Origin of the sequence: Bacillus sp. Bos-x628 (assembly GCF_040500475.1) — a bacterium.
GTDB lineage: Bacteria > Bacillota > Bacilli > Bacillales > Bacillaceae > Bacillus > Bacillus maqinnsis.
In genome coordinates, this window is sequence record NZ_CP159358.1 from 811278 (window position 1) to 830139 (window position 18862).

Genomic DNA, 18862 nt, shown 5'->3' on the forward strand with positions numbered 1-18862 from the left:
TTTGTCAACCCTCTCTATTCATCAAACTGAGCAATAAATTCACACTGTCTTCAAGAGATACAGCCTCATCTACATCTTGCTTCAAAAAAGAAATCAGATGGGGATAAGCCTGCATAGCCTCATCAATATCCTTAGAGGAGCCTTTTTTGTATGCTCCAATGTTAATGAGGTCCTCAGCGTTTTGGTAAGTGGATAAAAGCTGGCGGAACCGATTAGCTGCTTCCTTGTGATCATGACTTGCAATATTACTCATGACACGGCTGATGCTTTTCAAAATATTCACAGCAGGGAATTGACCTTTGTTAGCTAAAGCCCGATCAAGCACAATATGACCGTCTAGAATGCCCCTGACTGTATCTGCAATTGGTTCATTCATATCGTCGCCATCAACTAGTACTGTGTAAAAGGCTGTAATGGAACCAAGCTGATTCGTCCCAGTTCTTTCAAGTAATTTTGGCAGTATAGCGAACACTGAAGGTGTATAACCTTTTGTTGTAGGCGGCTCACCAGTTGCAAGTCCTATTTCCCTTTGTGCCATTGCCACCCTCGTGACAGAGTCCATCATAAACATGACATTTTTGCCTTTATCTCTGAAATACTCCGCAATTGCAGTCGCTGTAAAAGCGGCCTTCATTCTCGTCAGTGCGGGCTGATCAGAGGTTGCTACAACAACAATAGATCGCTTTAGTCCTTCAGAACCCAAATCCTTTTCGATAAACTCACGAACCTCACGTCCACGCTCTCCTACAAGTGCGATGACATTTAAGTCAGCTTCTGTCTGCTTTGCAATCATACCCATTAATGTACTTTTCCCAACACCGCTTCCTGCAAAGATCCCAATTCTCTGTCCAGTGCCAACAGTTAAAAGGCTGTCGATCACTCTCACGCCAACGCCCATTTTTTCTCTAATAGGCGGTCGGTCCATTGGATTCGGAGGAGATTGATCTGTTGAAACAGGTGCAAGCCCTTTTGGAAGCATACTGCCATCTAGCGGATGTCCGAATGCATCAATCACTTCACCAATTAACCCAGTGCCCACTTTTACCTTTAATGACTCACCTGTTGCTTCGACTAAACTTCCTGGTGAGATATTAGATGCTTCAACATAAGGCATGAGCAAAATGTTCTCATCTCTAAAACCGACGACTTCTGCTTTAATAGGATGATGTTTACTCCCTTTTTTATGGATGAGACAAACATCTCCAATTGAACTTTCTGGTCCCTTTGATTCGATCATTAGCCCAACAACTCGATTGACTTTACCAAACCGCTTGTAGGGATCGGTTGTTTCAATTGCTTCTTTTAATACATCCATGTTCATTTGTGGTCACCTGAATCAATGACTTCTAATAATTTTTCTTTCAACTGATTCATTTGTGTATCGACACTCGCTTCAACTTTTCCAAAGCTTGTTTCTACATAACAAGTTCCCTTTGGCGCTTTTTCATCCGCGTAAATGGCGAGGTGTGTATCCTTTTGAAGAATTCTGATCAATTCATCTTTATGATTCATAACATGTTCATAATTATCAGGGTCTACATAGATAGAAATGTCGTCATATTCTTTCACTTCTGACATCACCTGCTTCACGAGGGCAAAAAATTGATCTTTGCTGTCCTCAGTTGCATACCAGACTCGTTTGGCGAGTTGGAAGGCGAGTTCAACAATTTTTTCAGCAGAGCTTTCAATTTTTGCTTCGTAATCTTGTTTAGCAAGCCTGACAATGTTATTTCCTTGATCAAGCATAGATTGGTACTGCACTTTGGCATCTGCTTCTCCCTTTTGAAAGCCTTCTTGATAACCTGCTTGTTTTGCTTCTTCAACTAACTGTAATCTTTCAGCTTCAAAGTCGGCTCGACGCTGTTTGATTTCGACCATTGTCTGTTCTAATTTTCTGTTTGCTTCTTCTAAAATACGGCTCGCTTGAGCTTCAGCATCATCTAGAGTCGGTTGCGTTTCGTTGACCGGATCTTTTCCGTGATGTCCTCGTTTAAACTCCACTTGCTGCAAAGGAATTGTTTGCCGGCCTTGCTCAGGAATAACAGATGTTTCATGTTTGATAATCCTAGACAATGATATCGTCTCCTCCACCTCGAGCTATGACGATCTCTCCAGCTTCTTCAAGTCTTCTTACAATGCTGACAATACGTGTTTGTGCTTCCTCCACATCTCTAAGCCGAACAGGTCCCATAAACTCCATTTCTTCTTTGAACGTTTCGACCATTCGTTGAGACATATTGCTGAAGACAATTTCTTTCACTTCTTCACTTGCCACTTTGAGAGCAAGTAACAAGTCATCATTTTCAACATCTCTGATCACGCGCTGAATCGCTCTGCTATCAAGGGTGACAATGTCTTCAAAGACAAACATACGTTTCTTGATTTCATCAGCAAGTTCAGGATCTTGAATTTCAAGTGTGTCTAAAATGGTTTTCTCTGTTGCACGATCTACACCATTTAACACCTCAACAACGGCTTCGACTCCACCTGTTTGCGTGTAGTCTTGCGTAAAAGTTGAAGAAAGTTTTTGTTCAAGGATACGTTCCACTTCATTGATGATCTCTGGGGACGTTCGATCCATTAAGGCAATTCTTCTCGCAACCTCTGTTTGAACTTCCTCATCTAATTCAGAAAGGATTTGCCCAGCCTGAACTGGATCTAAGTAAGAAAGAATGAGCGCAATGGTTTGTGGATGCTCCTGCTGTATAAAGTTTAAGATTTGCTCTGGGTCAGCCTTTCGTGCAAAATCAAATGGCTTTACTTGAAGAGAGGATGTCAATCGGTTTAAGATACTATCCGCTTTGTCCTCACCAAGCGCTTTTTCAAGTACTTGTCTTGCATACATGAGACCGCCTTGAGATATATAGTCCTGTGCGATGGCAATATTGTGAAATTCTTCGATGACCTCATCTTTTTTACCAGTATCTACACTTCGTATATTGGAAATTTCTAATGTTAACTTTTCTATTTCGTCTTCAGACAGATGTTTGTATACAGATGCTGACACGTCTAGCCCTAAGGAAATCATTAGGATTGCTGCTTTTTGTCTGCCTGTTAGTCGATTTGTATCTTTTCTCGACATGTGTATTCCTCCTAATCCTCGGACAGCCAGCTGCGTAGCAATTTAGCAAAGTCTTCTGGTTTTTCTTTTGCCATTTTTTCAAGCTGATGTTTTCTCACCATTTCTTCTGTTTCTGGTTCAGTATCGATATCAGGAACATGAATGGGTGTACGTTCATCAAGATCAAATTCGTCGTCTTCTTTTCTGCGTTTACGCACAAGAAGAATAATGAGAGCGATGATTGCAAGTAGTAGCACACCGCCTACAATATAAATCCAGAACGGAATATTGTTTGACGGGTTATAGGCTTCTGTTTGCTGTTTACCATCTAATTTTGATACGGATAAAACGATTTTGTTATCTAAATCATCTTGAGTGAGCGCTTGACCATTTGTGTATTCTTTGTCAATTGATGTACTAATGATCGTTGAAAGGATTTTTTTAATATCATCTTGTCTTTCAGATGTTAAAGAGTTGGCATCATTTGCTGTTGGCGGTTCAACCAATGCTTGAATGCCAATATCTCTTATTTTATAAGGACTTTCTTTAATATCTTTATGAATGCGATTTACTTCATAATTGATACGATTTTCGCTCTTTTCGTAATCTCCGCTTCCATTTGCTCCATCAGCACCTTGATAATTTGTGACATCATCATCGCCTGTTCCAGCTGTCCCTCCAGCTGCTGCCCCATTGCCTGAATATGTTTCAGCAATCTTTTCAGCACTGACAGCGATACCTTGCATGTTTTCTTTATCAACAGGTTCTACAAGGTCTTCTTTTCTTTTTTCTTCAGTAAAGTCAATGTCCGTTGTGACCGATACGGCTACTTTATCTTGACCCATCATTGTTCCTAGTAGTTGTTGAATTTTCCTTTGAAGATTTTTTTCAATCTCTTCTTTTTTCTGCTGCTGTGCATCCATTCCACTTGCATAGGAATCGGAACTGCTGTTTAAGTCGTAGTATTTTGAATCTTGGTCCATAATGACAATGTTTTCTGTTTTTAAATTTGGTACACTTTTTGAAATAAGATGATAAAGGCCTTTTACTTGTTGCTGAGTAAGCGTGTAGCCAGGCTGAACTTGCAACACAATTGATGCTGATGCATTACTTTGCTCTTCTCCAACAAAAACGGAATCTTTTGGCAGGTTAATCATCACCTTTGAATCTTTAATCCCATCAATCGTGTTGATCAGATTGGTTAGTTCTGTTTGAGTCGCGTCTACTTTCAGAACATCAAATTCATTATCTGTTAAACCGAAGCCCGAATTGTTTGCAAAGAAGGAATAATCGATACTTCCTGTCTTAGGAAGCCCTTCTGCTGCAAGTGTCACTTTTAAAGAGTCTGCTTGCTTCTCTGGAACTAGAATTGTTGTTCCATTGTTTGCAAGTTCCGATTTCACGTTTTTGCCATCAAGCTCCTGTTTAATTTGCCCTGCTTCTTCAGCAGACAAATCTCTAAACAATGGAACCATTTTTTCAGAAGAAGCAAAGATGCTAACAACCGTAATAATGATTGCTAGGGCAGCAACGCCGCCAATCATGAGTATTTTTTGTAATTTTGATCGATTTCGCCAAAACTCAACTGTTTTTGTTCTTAATTGCTTTAAAGTACGATTCATCTTAACCCCCGGTCATTCCATTCAGTCTTATTTTGTCCGCCAGCACCTCCTACATCTGCATTCTCATAATCTCTTGGTACGCTTCGACTGCTTTATTCCGAAACTCCGTCGCAGCTGTGAGTGTCACACTCGCTTTTTGTGCAGCAATCATGACTTCATCGAGATTAACGTCTTTCCCTTGTGCAAGTGCATTTGTATACTGATCTGATTTCAACTGTGATTGATTTAATGCCTCAATGGAATTCTTCAGCACATCAGAGAAGTTTGTTTGACTTTTAGGTGCGGTCGCCTGCAGGGGCGATGCATTTGTCAATTCACTTGCTTGCTGAGTGGTTTGAAGCTGGAAAGGAGATATTGCATTCACCAATTCTTTTCACCTTACTTTCCTATTTCTAAAGCTTTCATCAGCATGCTTTTATTCGCATTTAGTGCAGTCACGTTCGCTTCGTATGATCTTGAACTGCTGATGAGGTCAACCATTTCCTTTAATGGATCAACATTTGGTGTTTGAACATATCCATTTTCATTGGCGTCGGGATTTGTAGGATCATATTGAAGGTTGAATGGAGTTTCGTCTTCTGTAATTTTTGATACTTTGACGCCATTTCCTAATCTGCCGCTTGATTTCATACTTGAGTTCAAAATAGATGAAAATGATTCACCTGACGGCTGTAATGTGACAAGTTTGCGTCTATAAGGCTCCCACTTGCCATCAATCTGTTTAGCTCTTGTTGTATCCATGTTTGCAAGGTTGGAAGACACAACATCCATTCTGAGTCTCTGTGCTGTTAATGCTGAGGCCGAAGCGTTAACGCCTGAAAAAATCGACATCACTTACCTCCTGTCAAAACTGTTTTGAGAGAATTGAACTTCCCGCTCATTCTTTCAACCAAAGCATTATACTGAATTTGGTTTTTAGCGAGTTCGCTCATCTCTTGATCAATATCGACATTATTTCCGTTTTCTTGATAAGAAGTACGATTACTTGAGACGACTGAATAATTAGACCCTGTTTCAGAAAAATCAATGTGTCCTTGGTATGTTTTTTTAGCATTTAATTTAATTGATGCATCATTTAGCATATCATGAAACACGATATTTTTTGACTTATAGTTCGGTGTGTCTATATTCGCGATATTGTTACTTATGACTTTTTGCTTAATATTTGCTCTACCTAAGGCATTCTCAAGGTTGCTTATCGTTCCAGAAAATATATCCAAAACCATATACCTCCAATCATATGTATTTCATTCCAATTATTCATGTCGAGATTTGTAAAAACCCTAACTTCATTGTAAGAAATAATAGGATTAAAGTCTATGATGTATCTGTAAAAAAAACTCGTAATATATATCTATTTTATGAATGGTAATAAAGACCTAGATTCAAAGAACTAATAATTGTAAAGGGTTTCTTGGAAAAAAGCGTGTTATTTTTTTGGGTCAAATCCTCATTTTTCATACAAAAAACCCTTTTCAGCGTCTATTTCCGCTTGAAAAGGGTTTTTTTTATTAATGGGATTTTAAATTTTCAAGTTCAATTAAAAATTTGTTGTTTAACACTTTAATGTATGTTCCTTTCATGCCGAGAGAACGAGATTCGATAACACCCGCACTTTCAAGTTTACGCAAAGCGTTTACGATCACTGAACGAGTAATGCCTACACGGTCAGCGATTTTACTTGCAACGAGCAGACCTTCATTTCCATCAAGTTCTTCAAAGATATGCTCAATCGCTTCAAGCTCACTATATGAAAGAGAACTAATCGCCATTTGTACTACAGCTTTACTTCTTGCTTCTTCTTCAATTTCTTCTGCCTTTTCACGGAGAATTTCCATCCCAACGACCGTTGCTCCGTATTCAGCAAGAATTAAATCATCATCTGTAAACCGATCTTGCAGGCGAGACAGAATTAAAGTTCCTAAGCGATCTCCGCCCCCGATAATTGGCACTATGGTTGTCAAACCTGATTGGAATAAGTCACGGTTCTCAATTGGGAAAGCCGTATATTCACTGTTGATATCTAAATTAGAAGACGTTTCAGGAATATTAAACAGGCTTTTTGTGTATTCTTCTGGGAATTGACGGTCTTCAAGCATTTTTTTCATACGGGCATTTTCAATCTGTTGATTGATTGAATAACCGAGAAGTTTCCCTCTTCTGCTTAACACAAATATGTTTGAATCAATAACATCTCTAAGTGTTTCCGCCATCTCTTTGAAATTAACTGGTTTCCCCGCTGCAGCTTGCAGCATTGAGTTAATAATCCTTGTTTTTTGTAATAACGCCATCATTCTAATCCTCCTAGATTACTTTATTCATTTGTTAAAGTATAAATTGACTTAAGTCTTTGTTATTTGCAATCTTTCCTAGCTTCTCTTCTACATACTGAGGGGTAATGGTGACTGTTTCCATTGTAATATCAGGTGCCTCAAATGACAGCTCTTCAAGCAGCTTTTCAAGTATTGTATGAAGCCTTCTTGCACCAATGTTATCCGTCTCCTGATTGACGTGATAAGCCACTTCGGCAATCTTATGAATAGCATCGTCAGAAAATTCAAGAGATATACCTTCTGTTTCAAGTAAAGCTTTATATTGCTTTAATAACGCGTTATCTGGTTCCGTTAAGATTTTCACAAAGTCTTCTATACTTAATTTATCTAATTCTACACGAATTGGAAAGCGTCCTTGCAGTTCTGGAATTAAATCTGACGGCTTCGCCATATGAAACGCACCTGCAGCTACAAACAAAACATGGTCCGTTTTCACAGCTCCATATTTCGTCATCACTGTCGAGCCTTCAACAATCGGTAAAATATCACGTTGAACCCCTTCACGAGAAACATCTGCGGATGATGCGCCGCCGCTTTTGGCAATTTTATCGATTTCATCAATAAAGATAATGCCTTGCTGTTCTGCCTTTTGGACAGCTTCCTGACTGACTTCATCCATATCAATCAGCTTCGAAGCTTCCTCAGCAGTTAAAGCTTTTCTTGCTTCTCTCACTGTCAGCTTTCTGCGTTTTTTCTTTTTAGGCATGAGGTTGCTGAGAGCATCTTGCATATTCATGCCCATTTGCTCCATACCCGAGCCTTGTAGCATATCAAACATGGAAGGCTGCTGCTCTTCAACTTCGATTGTGACATAGTGATCTTCAAGCTCGCCCATTGCTAGCTGATGGGCAATACGTTTCCTTGAGGTTTCAAGTTCTACTTCTTCATTTGAGTCCTCTCGCTCACGGTCATCCGTATCAGAGCTGCCAAACAGCATTTCAAGAGGATTTTTCACAGATTGGCTTTTTTTCTTACTAGGCACTAATAAATGAACAATCCGCTTGTTTGCTTGTTTCTCTGCTTCTTCTTGTACATCGCTCATCTTCTCTTCTTTGACGAGTCTAATTGCTGTCTCAACTAAATCTCTCACCATTGATTCTACGTCACGGCCGACATAACCAACTTCAGTAAACTTCGTCGCTTCCACTTTAATGAAAGGAGCACCAGAAAGACGTGCAATTCTCCGAGCGATCTCGGTTTTCCCTACACCTGTTGGTCCAATCATTAAAATGTTTTTCGGAACAACTTCATCCTTTAGCTCATCAGGTAAAAGACTTCTTCTGTAACGGTTTCTTAAAGCCACCGCCACTGCTTTTTTCGCATCAAGCTGACCAATGATGTATTGATCAAGCTTTTCAACTATCTCTCTTGGGGTGAACGGCTTTTTCTCCATACGTCTCATGTCCTTTCTATTCAAGCTCTTCTAAAGTGATTTGATCGTTCGTGTAGACACAGATTTCTCCTGCCGTTTCAAGAGCAGCTTTCGCAATATCGCGGGCTGAGAGGTGATTACCTGCATGTTTTTTAAGTGCTCTCCCAGCGCTAAGTGCATAATTGCCGCCTGAACCGATCGCTAAAATGCCATCATCTGGCTCAATGACTTCTCCAGTACCTGATACAAGTAGGATACTTTCTTTGTTCATCACAATCAGCATGGCTTCAAGCTGTCTAAGCATCTTGTCGCTTCTCCATTCTTTTGCCAGTTCGACAGCCGCTCTTTTTAAATTACCACCATATTCTTCAAGCTTCGTTTCAAACTTTTCAAAGAGTGTAAAAGCATCTGCCACTGATCCTGCAAACCCTGCCAGCACCTTACCTCCGAAAAGACGACGTACTTTTTTTGCTGTATGTTTCATTACGACAGCCTGACCGAACGTGACTTGACCGTCGCCAGCCATTGCACTTTTCCCTTTATGCTGAACGGCAAAGATGGTTGTTGCATGAAATGATGACATCAAAAAACCTCCTTTTATGATCGTTTAAAGGCCCTAGGGTGATGAGACATGTACGTCTTTCTTAAAGAATCCTTTGATACATGCGTGTACACCTGTGTTGATGATAAATTTGAATGACCGAGAAGTTCTTGCACACTTCTCAAGTCCGCCCCTTCGTTCAACAGGTGTGTGGCAAAGGTGTGCCTTAACATGTGCGGATGGATATGTAATGTGCTTGACGCCTTCTTCATTAATTCAGTCAGGATGTATCGAACACCTCTATCTGTGAGAGGTGCTCCGCGCTGATTCAAAAACACTTGTGCCTCAGTACGGTCTTTCCCCTTAGCCAAAAGTTTCTTCCGTCCATCCTCTAAATAAGTGATGAGCGCTTCATGTGCATATGACCCGAAAGGTACATATCGCTGCTTGCTGCCTTTCCCATGAACAAGCACTGTATCCATCGTTAAATCAAGATCAGATTCTTTTAATGAACATAACTCACTGACCCTCATACCAGTTGCATAAAGAAGTTCTAAAATGGCCTGATTTCTTTGCCCATGTGGTGTACTTAGATCAGAAATCGCAAAAAGTTCTTCTAGTTCCTCTTCATACAAAAATGAAGGAATTCGCTTATCCTGTTTTGGTAAGCTAACGAGTAAAAAAGGATTTTCTTTCACAAGCTGTTCTCTTACTAAAAATTTATAAAAGCTGCGAAGTGCAGAGACTTTCTTACTAATCGTTCTTCTTGTAAGGCCTTTTTCATAAGCTTCTGTTAAATAAATTCTCGTATCTTGATAGGATACCTCTTCAAAAGCGTTTATTCCTTGAATGTTCATAAATCTGACAAACTCTTCAATGGCTTCTTTATATCCTGAGATCGTCAAAGCTGAATAGTTTTTTTCAATTTGCAAATATTCAATGAATAAGTGGACAAGACGCTGTTTATTCGTCATTTTTACACCTCTTTAAGGCTTTTAAATGGTATCACATAACCTGCTTTTCGTGCAATGTTTTACTACAGAGATTTCGAAATAGTTTGAATAGTTTCGATTGCGCGCTTAGCGTACTCTGCATACCGCTCTTGTTTGTTTTTGATTCTCACGCCAAGATCTTTTAACAAGCCAAAGTTTGCATTCATCGGCTGGAAGCTTTTCTTGTTTGTTGAAGTGATGTAATGCGCCATGCTGCCAATGACTGTTTCCTCAGGAAGTGTGATAAGTTCTTCTCCTTTGATTAAACGGGCTGCATTAATACCAGCAACTAATCCTGATGCAGCAGACTCTACATACCCTTCAACGCCTGTCATTTGTCCTGCGAAAAATAGGTCCTCTCTGTTTCTGAACTGATAAGTTGGTTTTAAAAGGCTTGGCGAGTTAATAAATGTATTACGGTGCATCACACCATAACGAACGATTTCTGCTTGTTCAAGACCAGGAATCAAACGGAACACTTCTTTTTGATCGCCCCACTTGAGATGTGTTTGAAAGCCGACGATGTTATATAAAGTACCTGCTGCATCATCCTGTCTTAATTGAACAACAGCGTAAGGTCTTTCTCCTGTTTTCGGATCTTCCAGCCCTACTGGCTTCATCGGGCCAAACAGCATCGTTTTCTTTCCTCTTTTCGCCATAACTTCAATTGGCATGCAGCCTTCAAAGAAGATTTCCTTTTCAAACTCTTTTAAAGGCACCGTTTCTGCAGAAATTAATGCTTCATAGAAACGGTCGAATTCCTCTTCAGTCATTGGACAGTTTAAATAAGCTGCTTCTCCTTTGTCATAGCGTGACTTTAAATACACTTTCTCCATGTCAATGCTATCTTTCTCCAAGATTGGTGCCGCTGCATCGTAGAAATATAGATACTCTTGACCTGTTAGCGATTTTAATTCTTTTGAAAGTGCTTCAGATGTAAGTGGTCCTGTTGCGATAATCGTTGGACCTTCTGGAATGCTCTGCACTTCTTCTTGAAAAACAGTGACATTCGGGTGATTCTTGACACGATCTGTGACGTTTGCTGCAAATTCATGACGATCTACTGCAAGTGCACCACCAGCAGGTACAGAACTTTCATCCGCTGCTGCAATGATGGCAGAATCTAGATGACGCATTTCTTCCTTTAAAACACCAACTGCATTTGTTAAAGCGTTGGCGCGAAGTGAATTACTGCATACAAGCTCAGCAAATTTATCCGTATGGTGAGCAGGAGTTTGTTTCACAGGTCTCATTTCATAAAGATGGACTTTGATGCCACGTTTGGCCATTTGCCATGCTGCTTCACTTCCTGCTAAACCTGCTCCGATCACATTTACAAATTGACTCATTGTACAACTCTCCTATTTCGTCAGTTCTATTTGATGACATAAAAAAGCAGGTGAACAAGGCTGCTCACCGCTATTTTTGTTGTTCCTCTTTATAGTCACAATTGACACATTGAACTTGAACGCCTTTTTTCAGTTTTTTCTCTACAAGCATATTTTCGCATTTTGGACACTTTCTTTCAATTGGTTTGTCCCAAGAGACGAATTCACACTCTGGGAAACGATCACAGCCATAGAAAATACGACGTTTTTTTGATTTTCTTTCAACAATGTTTCCTTCGTGGCATGTTGGGCATTTGACGCCGATATCTTTTACAATTGGTTTTGTGTTTCGGCAGTCAGGGAAATTAGAGCATGCCATAAACTTACCGTATCTCCCCATTTTGTACACCATCGGATGTCCGCACTCTTCACAATTAACCCCTGCGTATTCAGGTTCTATCTCAACCTCTTGCATTTCTGCTTCTGCTTTTTCTACCCGTTTTGCAAAGTCCTGATAGAAGCTGTCGATAATACGAACCCATTCAATCGTTCCTTCTTCAACGCTATCGAGTTCTTTTTCCATTTTAGCAGTAAATTCAACATTAATAATTTCTGGGAAGAACTCCATGATTAAGTTGAGCACAATTTCTCCAAGCTCTGTTGGAATAAATCGTTTGTTATCAAGTGCCACATAGCCACGTTTTTGAATTGTATCTAAAGTTGGTGCGTAAGTAGACGGTCGACCAATGCCAAGCTCTTCAAGCGTTTTAACAAGTCTTGCCTCAGTGTAGCGCGGAGGCGGCTGTGTGAAGTGTTGTTCTGGTTCGATATCTTTTGAAAGAACCGTATCACCCTCTTTGAGATCAGGAAGCATTTTGTCCTTTTCTTCAAGCTGATCGTCCTTGCTTTCAACATATACCTTCATGAACCCAGGAAACTTCACCTTACTGCCGTTTGCACGGAAAGTAAGACCATTATTTCCAAGATCAACACTCATTGTATCAAGAACAGCTGGCGCCATTTGACTTGCTACAAATCGTTCCCAAATTAGTTTGTAAAGACGAAGCTGATCCCTACTCAGCACATGTTTTAAATCTGCTGGCTTTCTTAATGTAGAGGTCGGGCGTATTGCTTCATGTGCATCTTGTGCATTTTCGTTCTTTTTTACGGAACGCTTTGCTATATTTAAGAAATTCTTTCCGTAAGTTTGATCAATAAACGCTGATACTTCTTCAATTGCAGTATTTGAAATACGCGTTGAGTCTGTTCTCATATATGTAATGAGCCCTACTGTACCTTCTTTGCCAAGATCAATTCCTTCATATAATTGCTGTGCAATCATCATGGTTTTTTTCGCACGGAAGTTTAATTTTCTTGCTGCCTCTTGCTGTAGTGTTGACGTAGTGAATGGCAAGGCTGGATTGCGTTTTCGTTCTTTTTTCGTCACTTTTTCTACAGAAAATTGTTTTCCTTTTAATTTTGAAAGGATTTCTTTTACATCTTCTTTTGTTTTCAGTGGGTGTTTTTTGCCATTTATCCCAAAGAAACTTGCTTCAAAGGTTTCTTTCCCTTTTAGGAACGTACCATCAATGGTCCAGTATTCCTCTGGTTTGAATTCATTAATTTCATTTTCGCGATCAATGATGAGACGGAGTGCAACAGATTGAACACGTCCAGCACTTAAACCTTTTTTTACTTTTTTCCACAAAATCGGGCTGATTTTATAGCCAACGAGACGATCTAAAATTCGTCTTGCTTGCTGTGCATCAACTAAGTCCATATTGATCATACGCGGATGCTTAAAAGAGTCTTTAATCGCATCTTTTGTAATCTCGTTAAAGACAACGCGACAATCTGAAGAGAGGTCAAGGTCAAGGCTGTGTGCTAAATGCCATGCAATTGCTTCCCCCTCTCTATCGGGGTCAGCTGCGAGATAGACTTTTTTCGCCTTTTTCGCTGCTGTTTTCAATTCCTTTAATACTGGACCTTTTCCGCGAATCGTAATATATCTCGGTTCAAAGTTGTGCTCAGTGTCTACACCAAGCTGACTCTTAGGTAAATCCCTTACATGCCCCATTGAAGCCTTTACTTTATATTTTTTTCCTAAATAACGTTCAATCGTTTTCGCCTTTGCTGGCGACTCAACGATGACTAAATAATCAGCCATACTCAAAATCCCCCTTAAGAGGTGTTCTCTCTTTATACATTACACATTTCATATTTATGTTAATTGCATCAATCAAACAGGCAATCGTTAAAAATTCTTTATGATGAACATTATTATAAACACGAAAAACAAAGTGTAAACTTAAATCCTCACTATTATTAAATATTCCTATGTCTTTTGTCAAACGATATTTTTATAAAGGTTCAGTATATTGAACGCTGTTAAAGGAGAATTCCTCTAAAATATCCTTTGTCGAATGAACGAGCTTTGCCCCTTGTTGAATGAGTCTTGCAGGACCAGAGGAGTTAGGGTCAAAGATAGAACCGGCAACAGCAAATACTTCTTTTCCTTGCTCTAGTGCTTGATAAGCTGTAATCAAAGAACCGCTCTTTTCTTTACATTGGATGACAATCGTTCCTTTCGTCAGTGCACTAATCAAACGGTTTCTCATCGGAAAGTGCCACTTCTCTGGTTTGATATATGGCGGATGCTCTGACAAAAGCAAATGATGTTCTCCCATGTAGTGAGCCATTTTCACATGTTCCTTTGGATACAAATGCTGAAAACCGCCAGCCACTACACCAATAGTTTTCCCTTGTTGCCCAATGCACTCCTTGTGGGCGAGTCCATCAATTCCTTTTGCTAAACCACTGACAATCATCCAATCTTCCTTGACGAGTTCACCAACAAATTTCTTCACACATTCTTTTCCATAAGATGATGGCAAACGTGTGCCCACTACACCTAAACTTTTTTCTTCATTTAAATATGATACGTTTCCTTTTAGGAATAACACAGGGGGAGGATCATAAATGTTTTTTAAAGTGTCAGGATATAATGATGATGTGATGGGAATCATGTGAATGTTTTGCTTTAAATAGGCTTGAACGATGCGTTGAAAAATGGGGAATTCGTTTTCTTCGGCTTGTTTTAAGCGGGTGAAATCGATTGTTTGTAATGATCGATCCTGCATGAAATGATGCTTTTCTTCATTTATATATAACTCAGGATCGACTTTCCACCATTTTGTTAACAAAGAGGGTGAGATGAGGCCTTTTAAGCGATGAAAAATCATTCTTTCGGACACATTGTACATACCATTCCTCCAATATAAGATAGATAGAAAGAAGAAGACTTGTCAAAGAACAAGTCTTCTTGTGTTATTAATGCGTTTTACAAGCTTCGAAGAGATTCTTCTCTTTTAACACTTTAATTAGAGTTTCTCCCATGACAGATGGTGTCTCTGCCACTTCAATTCCACATGCACGCATTGTTTTTATTTTTTCTTCAGCTGTTCCTTTACCGCCAGAAATAATCGCACCAGCATGGCCCATACGTTTTCCTGGAGGAGCGGTTTTCCCACCAATAAAGCCGACAACTGGTTTTGTCATATTTGCTTTTACCCATTCCGCTGCTTCTTCTTCAGCTGTACCGCCGATCTCACCGATCATAATGACAGCATGCGTTTCAGGGTCTTCATTGAATGCTTTTAATACATCAATAAAGTTTGTCCCGTTTACTGGGTCACCACCGATACCTACAGCTGTAGACTGTCCAACACCAGCCTCTGAAAGCTGATGAACCGCTTCATATGTAAGCGTTCCAGAACGAGAAACAACACCAACATGACCTTTTTTATGAATGTAGCCAGGCATAATCCCAATTTTACATTCTTCAGGTGTAATCACACCAGGACAGTTCGGTCCAACAAGCCTTGTTTTCTTCCCTTCCATATACCGTTTCACTTTGACCATATCAAGGACCGGAATATGCTCAGTAATACAAATAACAAGCTCAATTTCAGCATCGACTGCTTCTAAAATGGCATCTGCTGCAAATGGTGCAGGTACATAGATCACAGAAGCGTTTGCTCCAGTTGTCTGTACGGCCTCAGATACAGTATTAAATACAGGAACTCCTTCTACTTCAGTTCCTCCTTTTCCAGGCGTTACACCACCAACAATATTAGTTCCGTAATCAATCATTTGTTTTGTGTGGAACAATGCGGTTGATCCGGTAATCCCCTGAACAATTACTCTCGTATTTTTATTAATAAATACACTCATTTAGGTTTCCTGCCTTTCTGCTCTACTTCACTAAAGATACAATCTTTTCTGCCCCGTCAGCCATAGACTCAGCAGAAGTGATATTTAAGCCTGAATCACGAAGGATTTTCTTCCCTAAATCAACGTTTGTTCCTTCAAGACGTACAACCAGCGGTAAAGTTAAACCGACTTGCTTGGTTGCTTCAACTACACCTTCTGCAATGACATCACATTTCATGATACCGCCAAAAATGTTAACGAAAATCCCTTTGACATTTTGATCAGATAAGATGATTTTAAATGCTTCTGTTACTTTTTCAGCTGTTGCACCGCCGCCAACGTCTAGGAAGTTTGCAGGGTCACCGCCATAATGCTTGATGATATCCATCGTAGACATCGCAAGACCTGCTCCATTGACCATACAGCCAATATTGCCGTCTAGTGAAATGTAGCTTAGATCATATTTAGATGCTTCAATCTCTTTTGGATCCTCTTCATCAAGGTCACGGTATTCTAATATATCTTTTTGTCTATATAGGGCGTTGCTATCAAAGTTTAATTTTGCGTCAAGCGCCATGACTTTACCATCACCTGTTACAACAAGTGGATTAATTTCGGCAATGGAGCAATCTTTTTCGACAAAAGCTTTGTAAAGGCTTGTCATAAACTTAACAGCTTGCCCAACAAGTTTTGTTGGAATATTAATTTTAAATGCAACTTCTCTCGCTTGATAAGCTTGAAGACCAATCGCTGGATCAATGACCACTTTTACGATTTTTTCGGGCGTTTGTTCTGCTACTTCTTCAATTTCAGTACCGCCTTCTTCTGAAGCCATCAATACGATTCTTGATGTCGCTCTGTCCAAAACGAGTCCAACATAGTACTCTTTTTGAATATCGCAACCCTCTTCAATAAGTAAGCGTTTTATTTCCCGTCCTTCTGGTCCAGTTTGATGAGTGACAAGTGTCTTACCGAGCAATTCCTCTGCAAACCCTTTCACTTCATCTTTTGTTTTTGCAATTTTTACCCCACCTGCTTTACCACGGCCGCCTGCATGAATCTGTGCTTTTACAACATATACAGAGCTCCCTAGCTCTTCTGATGCTTTTACGGCTTCATCAGGTGTAAATGCTACTTTACCATTTGGAACTGAAACCCCATATTTTCTTAGGATTTCTTTTCCTTGGTACTCATGGATATTCATTTCCCATCCTCCCAACATATGTAGAAACAAGAATTATAAAATAGACTGCGCTTTCATTTTAAAGAATAAAAAAGAGAATGTCTAGGGTTCTATGTAAAATCGTAAAATCCTTCTAAACATTCAAACTTTTATTTTATTAAAAATATAAATTTTTCAGCCAAATCACTTTTTTTACCTTATTTTTTCATTTTTTGATCCAATCGATAGATAAACGAAAAAATTTCTGCTACAGTATCGTATAATGCTTCTGGTATTTCCTCATCAAGCGTTAAATGGCGCATGAGTTCAACTAAATTAGGGTCTTCTTGGATGGGAACCCCTGACTTTTTAGCTTCTTCAATAATATGCTCTGCCACATAGCCGCTTCCTGTTGCGATGACTTTTGGCGCCTTTTGTTTTTCCTCATCGTAATGTAAAGCGACCGCTCTTCTAAGCGGTTTTGAGTCCTTCATACTCGTAAGTCCAGCCCTTTCTCGCTGATTTTATGAAAGTGTTCATCTAGAAAGTGAGACAGATCTACTTGCTCTTGTCTCTTTTTCGCTGTAATACCAGTTAAACTGAAGCCTAGGGCATTTAAATTCTCTCGAACAGTTGGAATCATTGGATTAATTGTACCTTGAAGTTCATGATTGGTCTCAACTGTAATGGCCATCACCTTTTGCTGAATTGTACAGTCTATTAACGTTTCTTCAAGATTCTCCATATGTAAGTAAAACATTAAGCGACACTGAGACATATCAATTGAACCGTCTTTTTTCTTATGACCTTTTAGAATAAAGGTCAAATCTTGGACACTATGTTTTGAAAAAAGAGGATAGGAGACAATCATTTGACTGATCGTCTGGCTTTCCTGGTGTACAAACAACTGCCCATTTAATCTATGAAACAATTGATCCACTTCTCTTTTTACTGGTTCCGGTAGATCAGCCTGTCTGACCTCATTCAAGACTAGCTTTAATTGTTGAAGCTCCTGACTTTTAATATCTTGGCTTCCTTTTTCAAGTCGTTTCAGCATCCCTATTTCATCTCGCACACCCATGGCTTTTTTCATTGTCATAAGTAAATCGAGCACATCCGCTTTATTACTTAATGCCGGTTCAGCCTGTTGAATGATTTGAGCCAATGCCTTTGCCTCTGTTTTTGTCAGAAACGGGAATTCTTCTTGAATTAATGATGCCTTAGATTCGGCCTGATTTGCTGTCTGCTTTAATCCTTGAAGTAATGTTATTAATGGTTTCATTTCTGATCCTTGATTTCCTTCAGGGGTTTGTTGCATGATGCTTGTGAGTATTTGCTCTATTTTATGCACAGGGATCGGAAGCTGTCTTTGTCCTAATGGTTGCTGCTGTGTGCTTGGCTGATTGAGGTGTTCTGTCTGTCGCCCTTGTTGAGCGAATGATGCTGGGCTATTTTCTTCTTGCTGAGAAAGATTGAGACGAGCTGGCTCCTGCACGCTGGTCCCCTGCTTCATTGCACCGTCTTTAACGGCTAGAAGCACTGATAAGAGCTTTTCGGCATGGACGGTGGTCTCTGCATCTATGACTGAACGAACGGCTTGTGTAAGGGTTTGTGTTGCGCCTGAGTGCTTTGGTAGCTGCAATAGCCGATCAAGCAGCGCAGTCATATCTTGATGAAGGGTAGTAGATGATTTCACTGCAAATATAGACTGAAGCACACCTTGATGTATCGGTAAGTCTTTTTTTAAAGCGAAGAGGAGTGCCTGTAACCCTTTTTTGACATCAGCTCCTTGAAACTGTTCTATCCATTTCACTGCAGCCTTTAATTCTGTTTCGTTTATGACTGATTTCTCTTTTAAAAAGGCTGTAGCTGTTAACATGCTTTCAAGCCCATTTTTAAGCGATAATCCTTCTAATAGTTTTGTGGCTGCATCTTTTAGCGTCTTAGGGTCTTGATCAAACTGTTGAACTGGTCTTAGCTTATTGAGACCTCCGCTCACTTGTTCAAATTGGAACCAATAGAACGCATCTGCCTTTAGCTGTGCTGCAAGCTGTGCTTTTATTTTAGTAGAGCCTATTTGAACAAGTGCTGTATCATCTCCAAGCATTTTCAATACTTTTCCGAGAATCAGCCGGTGAACATTTTCCTTTCCTTCTGTGATGAAAGGAACAGATTCTGCCGTATTTAATCGGCTATTTAGTGCTGTATTTATGTCTTCGAGTCTTGTCAATGCAGGCAG

Annotated in this window: 18 protein-coding genes; all 18 read right to left on the bottom strand. The window is 39.8% G+C overall.

Annotation, left to right across the window (positions count from 1 at the left end; genetic code table 11):
• Positions 1-4: 4 nt before the first annotated feature.
• The 18 genes from fliI to ABVJ71_RS04335 all read right to left on the bottom strand — a co-directional run bounded on the left by fliI (position 5) and on the right by ABVJ71_RS04335 (position 18853).
• Complete coding sequence (gene fliI, locus ABVJ71_RS04250; protein WP_353855756.1) at positions 5-1321, bottom strand: flagellar protein export ATPase FliI; 1317 nt, start codon at positions 1319-1321, stop codon at positions 5-7.
• Positions 1318-2073: a flagellar assembly protein FliH gene (gene fliH, locus ABVJ71_RS04255; RefSeq protein ID WP_353855757.1), complete on the bottom strand. Its 756-nt coding sequence runs from the start codon at positions 2071-2073 to the stop codon at positions 1318-1320. The genes fliI and fliH overlap by 4 nt, the downstream gene beginning before the upstream one ends.
• Positions 2066-3082 carry a flagellar motor switch protein FliG gene (gene fliG / locus ABVJ71_RS04260; protein ID WP_353855758.1) on the bottom strand — a complete coding sequence of 339 codons (1017 nt, stop codon included), beginning with the start codon at positions 3080-3082 and terminating at the stop codon, positions 2066-2068. The genes fliH and fliG overlap by 8 nt, the downstream gene beginning before the upstream one ends.
• Positions 3083-3093: 11 nt before the next feature.
• Entirely contained in the window at positions 3094-4683 is a 1590-nt protein-coding gene (fliF, locus tag ABVJ71_RS04265; RefSeq protein ID WP_353855759.1) for a flagellar basal-body MS-ring/collar protein FliF, read from the bottom strand.
• A gap of 49 nt (positions 4684-4732) precedes the next feature.
• Positions 4733-5050 carry a flagellar hook-basal body complex protein FliE gene (gene fliE, locus ABVJ71_RS04270; protein WP_353855760.1) on the bottom strand — a complete coding sequence of 106 codons (318 nt, stop codon included), beginning with the start codon at positions 5048-5050 and terminating at the stop codon, positions 4733-4735.
• An 11-nt stretch (positions 5051-5061) separates the two neighbouring features.
• Entirely contained in the window at positions 5062-5514 is a 453-nt protein-coding gene (gene flgC / locus ABVJ71_RS04275) for a flagellar basal body rod protein FlgC (RefSeq protein ID WP_353855761.1), read from the bottom strand.
• On the bottom strand, positions 5514-5903 hold the full coding sequence (gene flgB / locus ABVJ71_RS04280; protein WP_353855762.1) for a flagellar basal body rod protein FlgB: 390 nt from the start codon (positions 5901-5903) through the stop codon (positions 5514-5516). Before flgB ends, flgC begins: the two co-directional genes overlap by 1 nt.
• A 291-nt stretch (positions 5904-6194) precedes the next feature.
• Positions 6195-6974 carry a GTP-sensing pleiotropic transcriptional regulator CodY gene (gene codY / locus ABVJ71_RS04285; RefSeq protein WP_353856555.1) on the bottom strand — a complete coding sequence of 260 codons (780 nt, stop codon included), beginning with the start codon at positions 6972-6974 and terminating at the stop codon, positions 6195-6197.
• Between the two features lie 34 nt (positions 6975-7008).
• Positions 7009-8409 (bottom strand): HslU--HslV peptidase ATPase subunit, encoded by a 1401-nt coding sequence (hslU, locus tag ABVJ71_RS04290; protein WP_353855763.1) that lies wholly within the window; start codon positions 8407-8409, stop codon positions 7009-7011.
• Between the two features lie 16 nt (positions 8410-8425).
• The gene (gene hslV, locus ABVJ71_RS04295; protein ID WP_353855764.1) at positions 8426-8971 is read right to left on the bottom strand and encodes an ATP-dependent protease subunit HslV; all 546 of its coding nucleotides are present in this window, start codon (positions 8969-8971) and stop codon (positions 8426-8428) included.
• Between the two features lie 14 nt (positions 8972-8985).
• Positions 8986-9903, bottom strand: a complete 918-nt coding sequence (xerC, locus tag ABVJ71_RS04300; RefSeq protein ID WP_353855765.1) for a tyrosine recombinase XerC — start codon at positions 9901-9903, stop codon at positions 8986-8988.
• A 62-nt stretch (positions 9904-9965) separates the two neighbouring features.
• Positions 9966-11270 carry an FADH(2)-oxidizing methylenetetrahydrofolate--tRNA-(uracil(54)-C(5))-methyltransferase TrmFO gene (gene trmFO, locus ABVJ71_RS04305; RefSeq protein WP_353855766.1) on the bottom strand — a complete coding sequence of 435 codons (1305 nt, stop codon included), beginning with the start codon at positions 11268-11270 and terminating at the stop codon, positions 9966-9968.
• Positions 11271-11340: 70 nt separating this feature from the next.
• Positions 11341-13416, bottom strand: coding sequence for a type I DNA topoisomerase (topA, locus tag ABVJ71_RS04310; protein ID WP_353855767.1), 2076 nt, complete (start codon positions 13414-13416; stop codon positions 11341-11343).
• A gap of 193 nt (positions 13417-13609) precedes the next feature.
• Positions 13610-14512 (bottom strand): DNA-processing protein DprA, encoded by a 903-nt coding sequence (dprA, locus tag ABVJ71_RS04315; RefSeq protein WP_353855768.1) that lies wholly within the window; start codon positions 14510-14512, stop codon positions 13610-13612.
• A gap of 67 nt (positions 14513-14579) precedes the next feature.
• Positions 14580-15482 (bottom strand): succinate--CoA ligase subunit alpha, encoded by a 903-nt coding sequence (sucD, locus tag ABVJ71_RS04320; RefSeq protein WP_353855769.1) that lies wholly within the window; start codon positions 15480-15482, stop codon positions 14580-14582.
• A gap of 22 nt (positions 15483-15504) precedes the next feature.
• Positions 15505-16665 (bottom strand): ADP-forming succinate--CoA ligase subunit beta, encoded by a 1161-nt coding sequence (sucC, locus tag ABVJ71_RS04325; RefSeq protein ID WP_353855770.1) that lies wholly within the window; start codon positions 16663-16665, stop codon positions 15505-15507.
• A 176-nt stretch (positions 16666-16841) separates the two neighbouring features.
• Positions 16842-17117: a FlhB-like flagellar biosynthesis protein gene (locus ABVJ71_RS04330; RefSeq protein ID WP_353855771.1), complete on the bottom strand. Its 276-nt coding sequence runs from the start codon at positions 17115-17117 to the stop codon at positions 16842-16844.
• Entirely contained in the window at positions 17114-18853 is a 1740-nt protein-coding gene (locus ABVJ71_RS04335; RefSeq protein WP_353855772.1) for a glycosyltransferase, read from the bottom strand. Before ABVJ71_RS04335 ends, ABVJ71_RS04330 begins: the two co-directional genes overlap by 4 nt.
• Between the last annotated feature and the right edge of the window lie 9 nt (positions 18854-18862).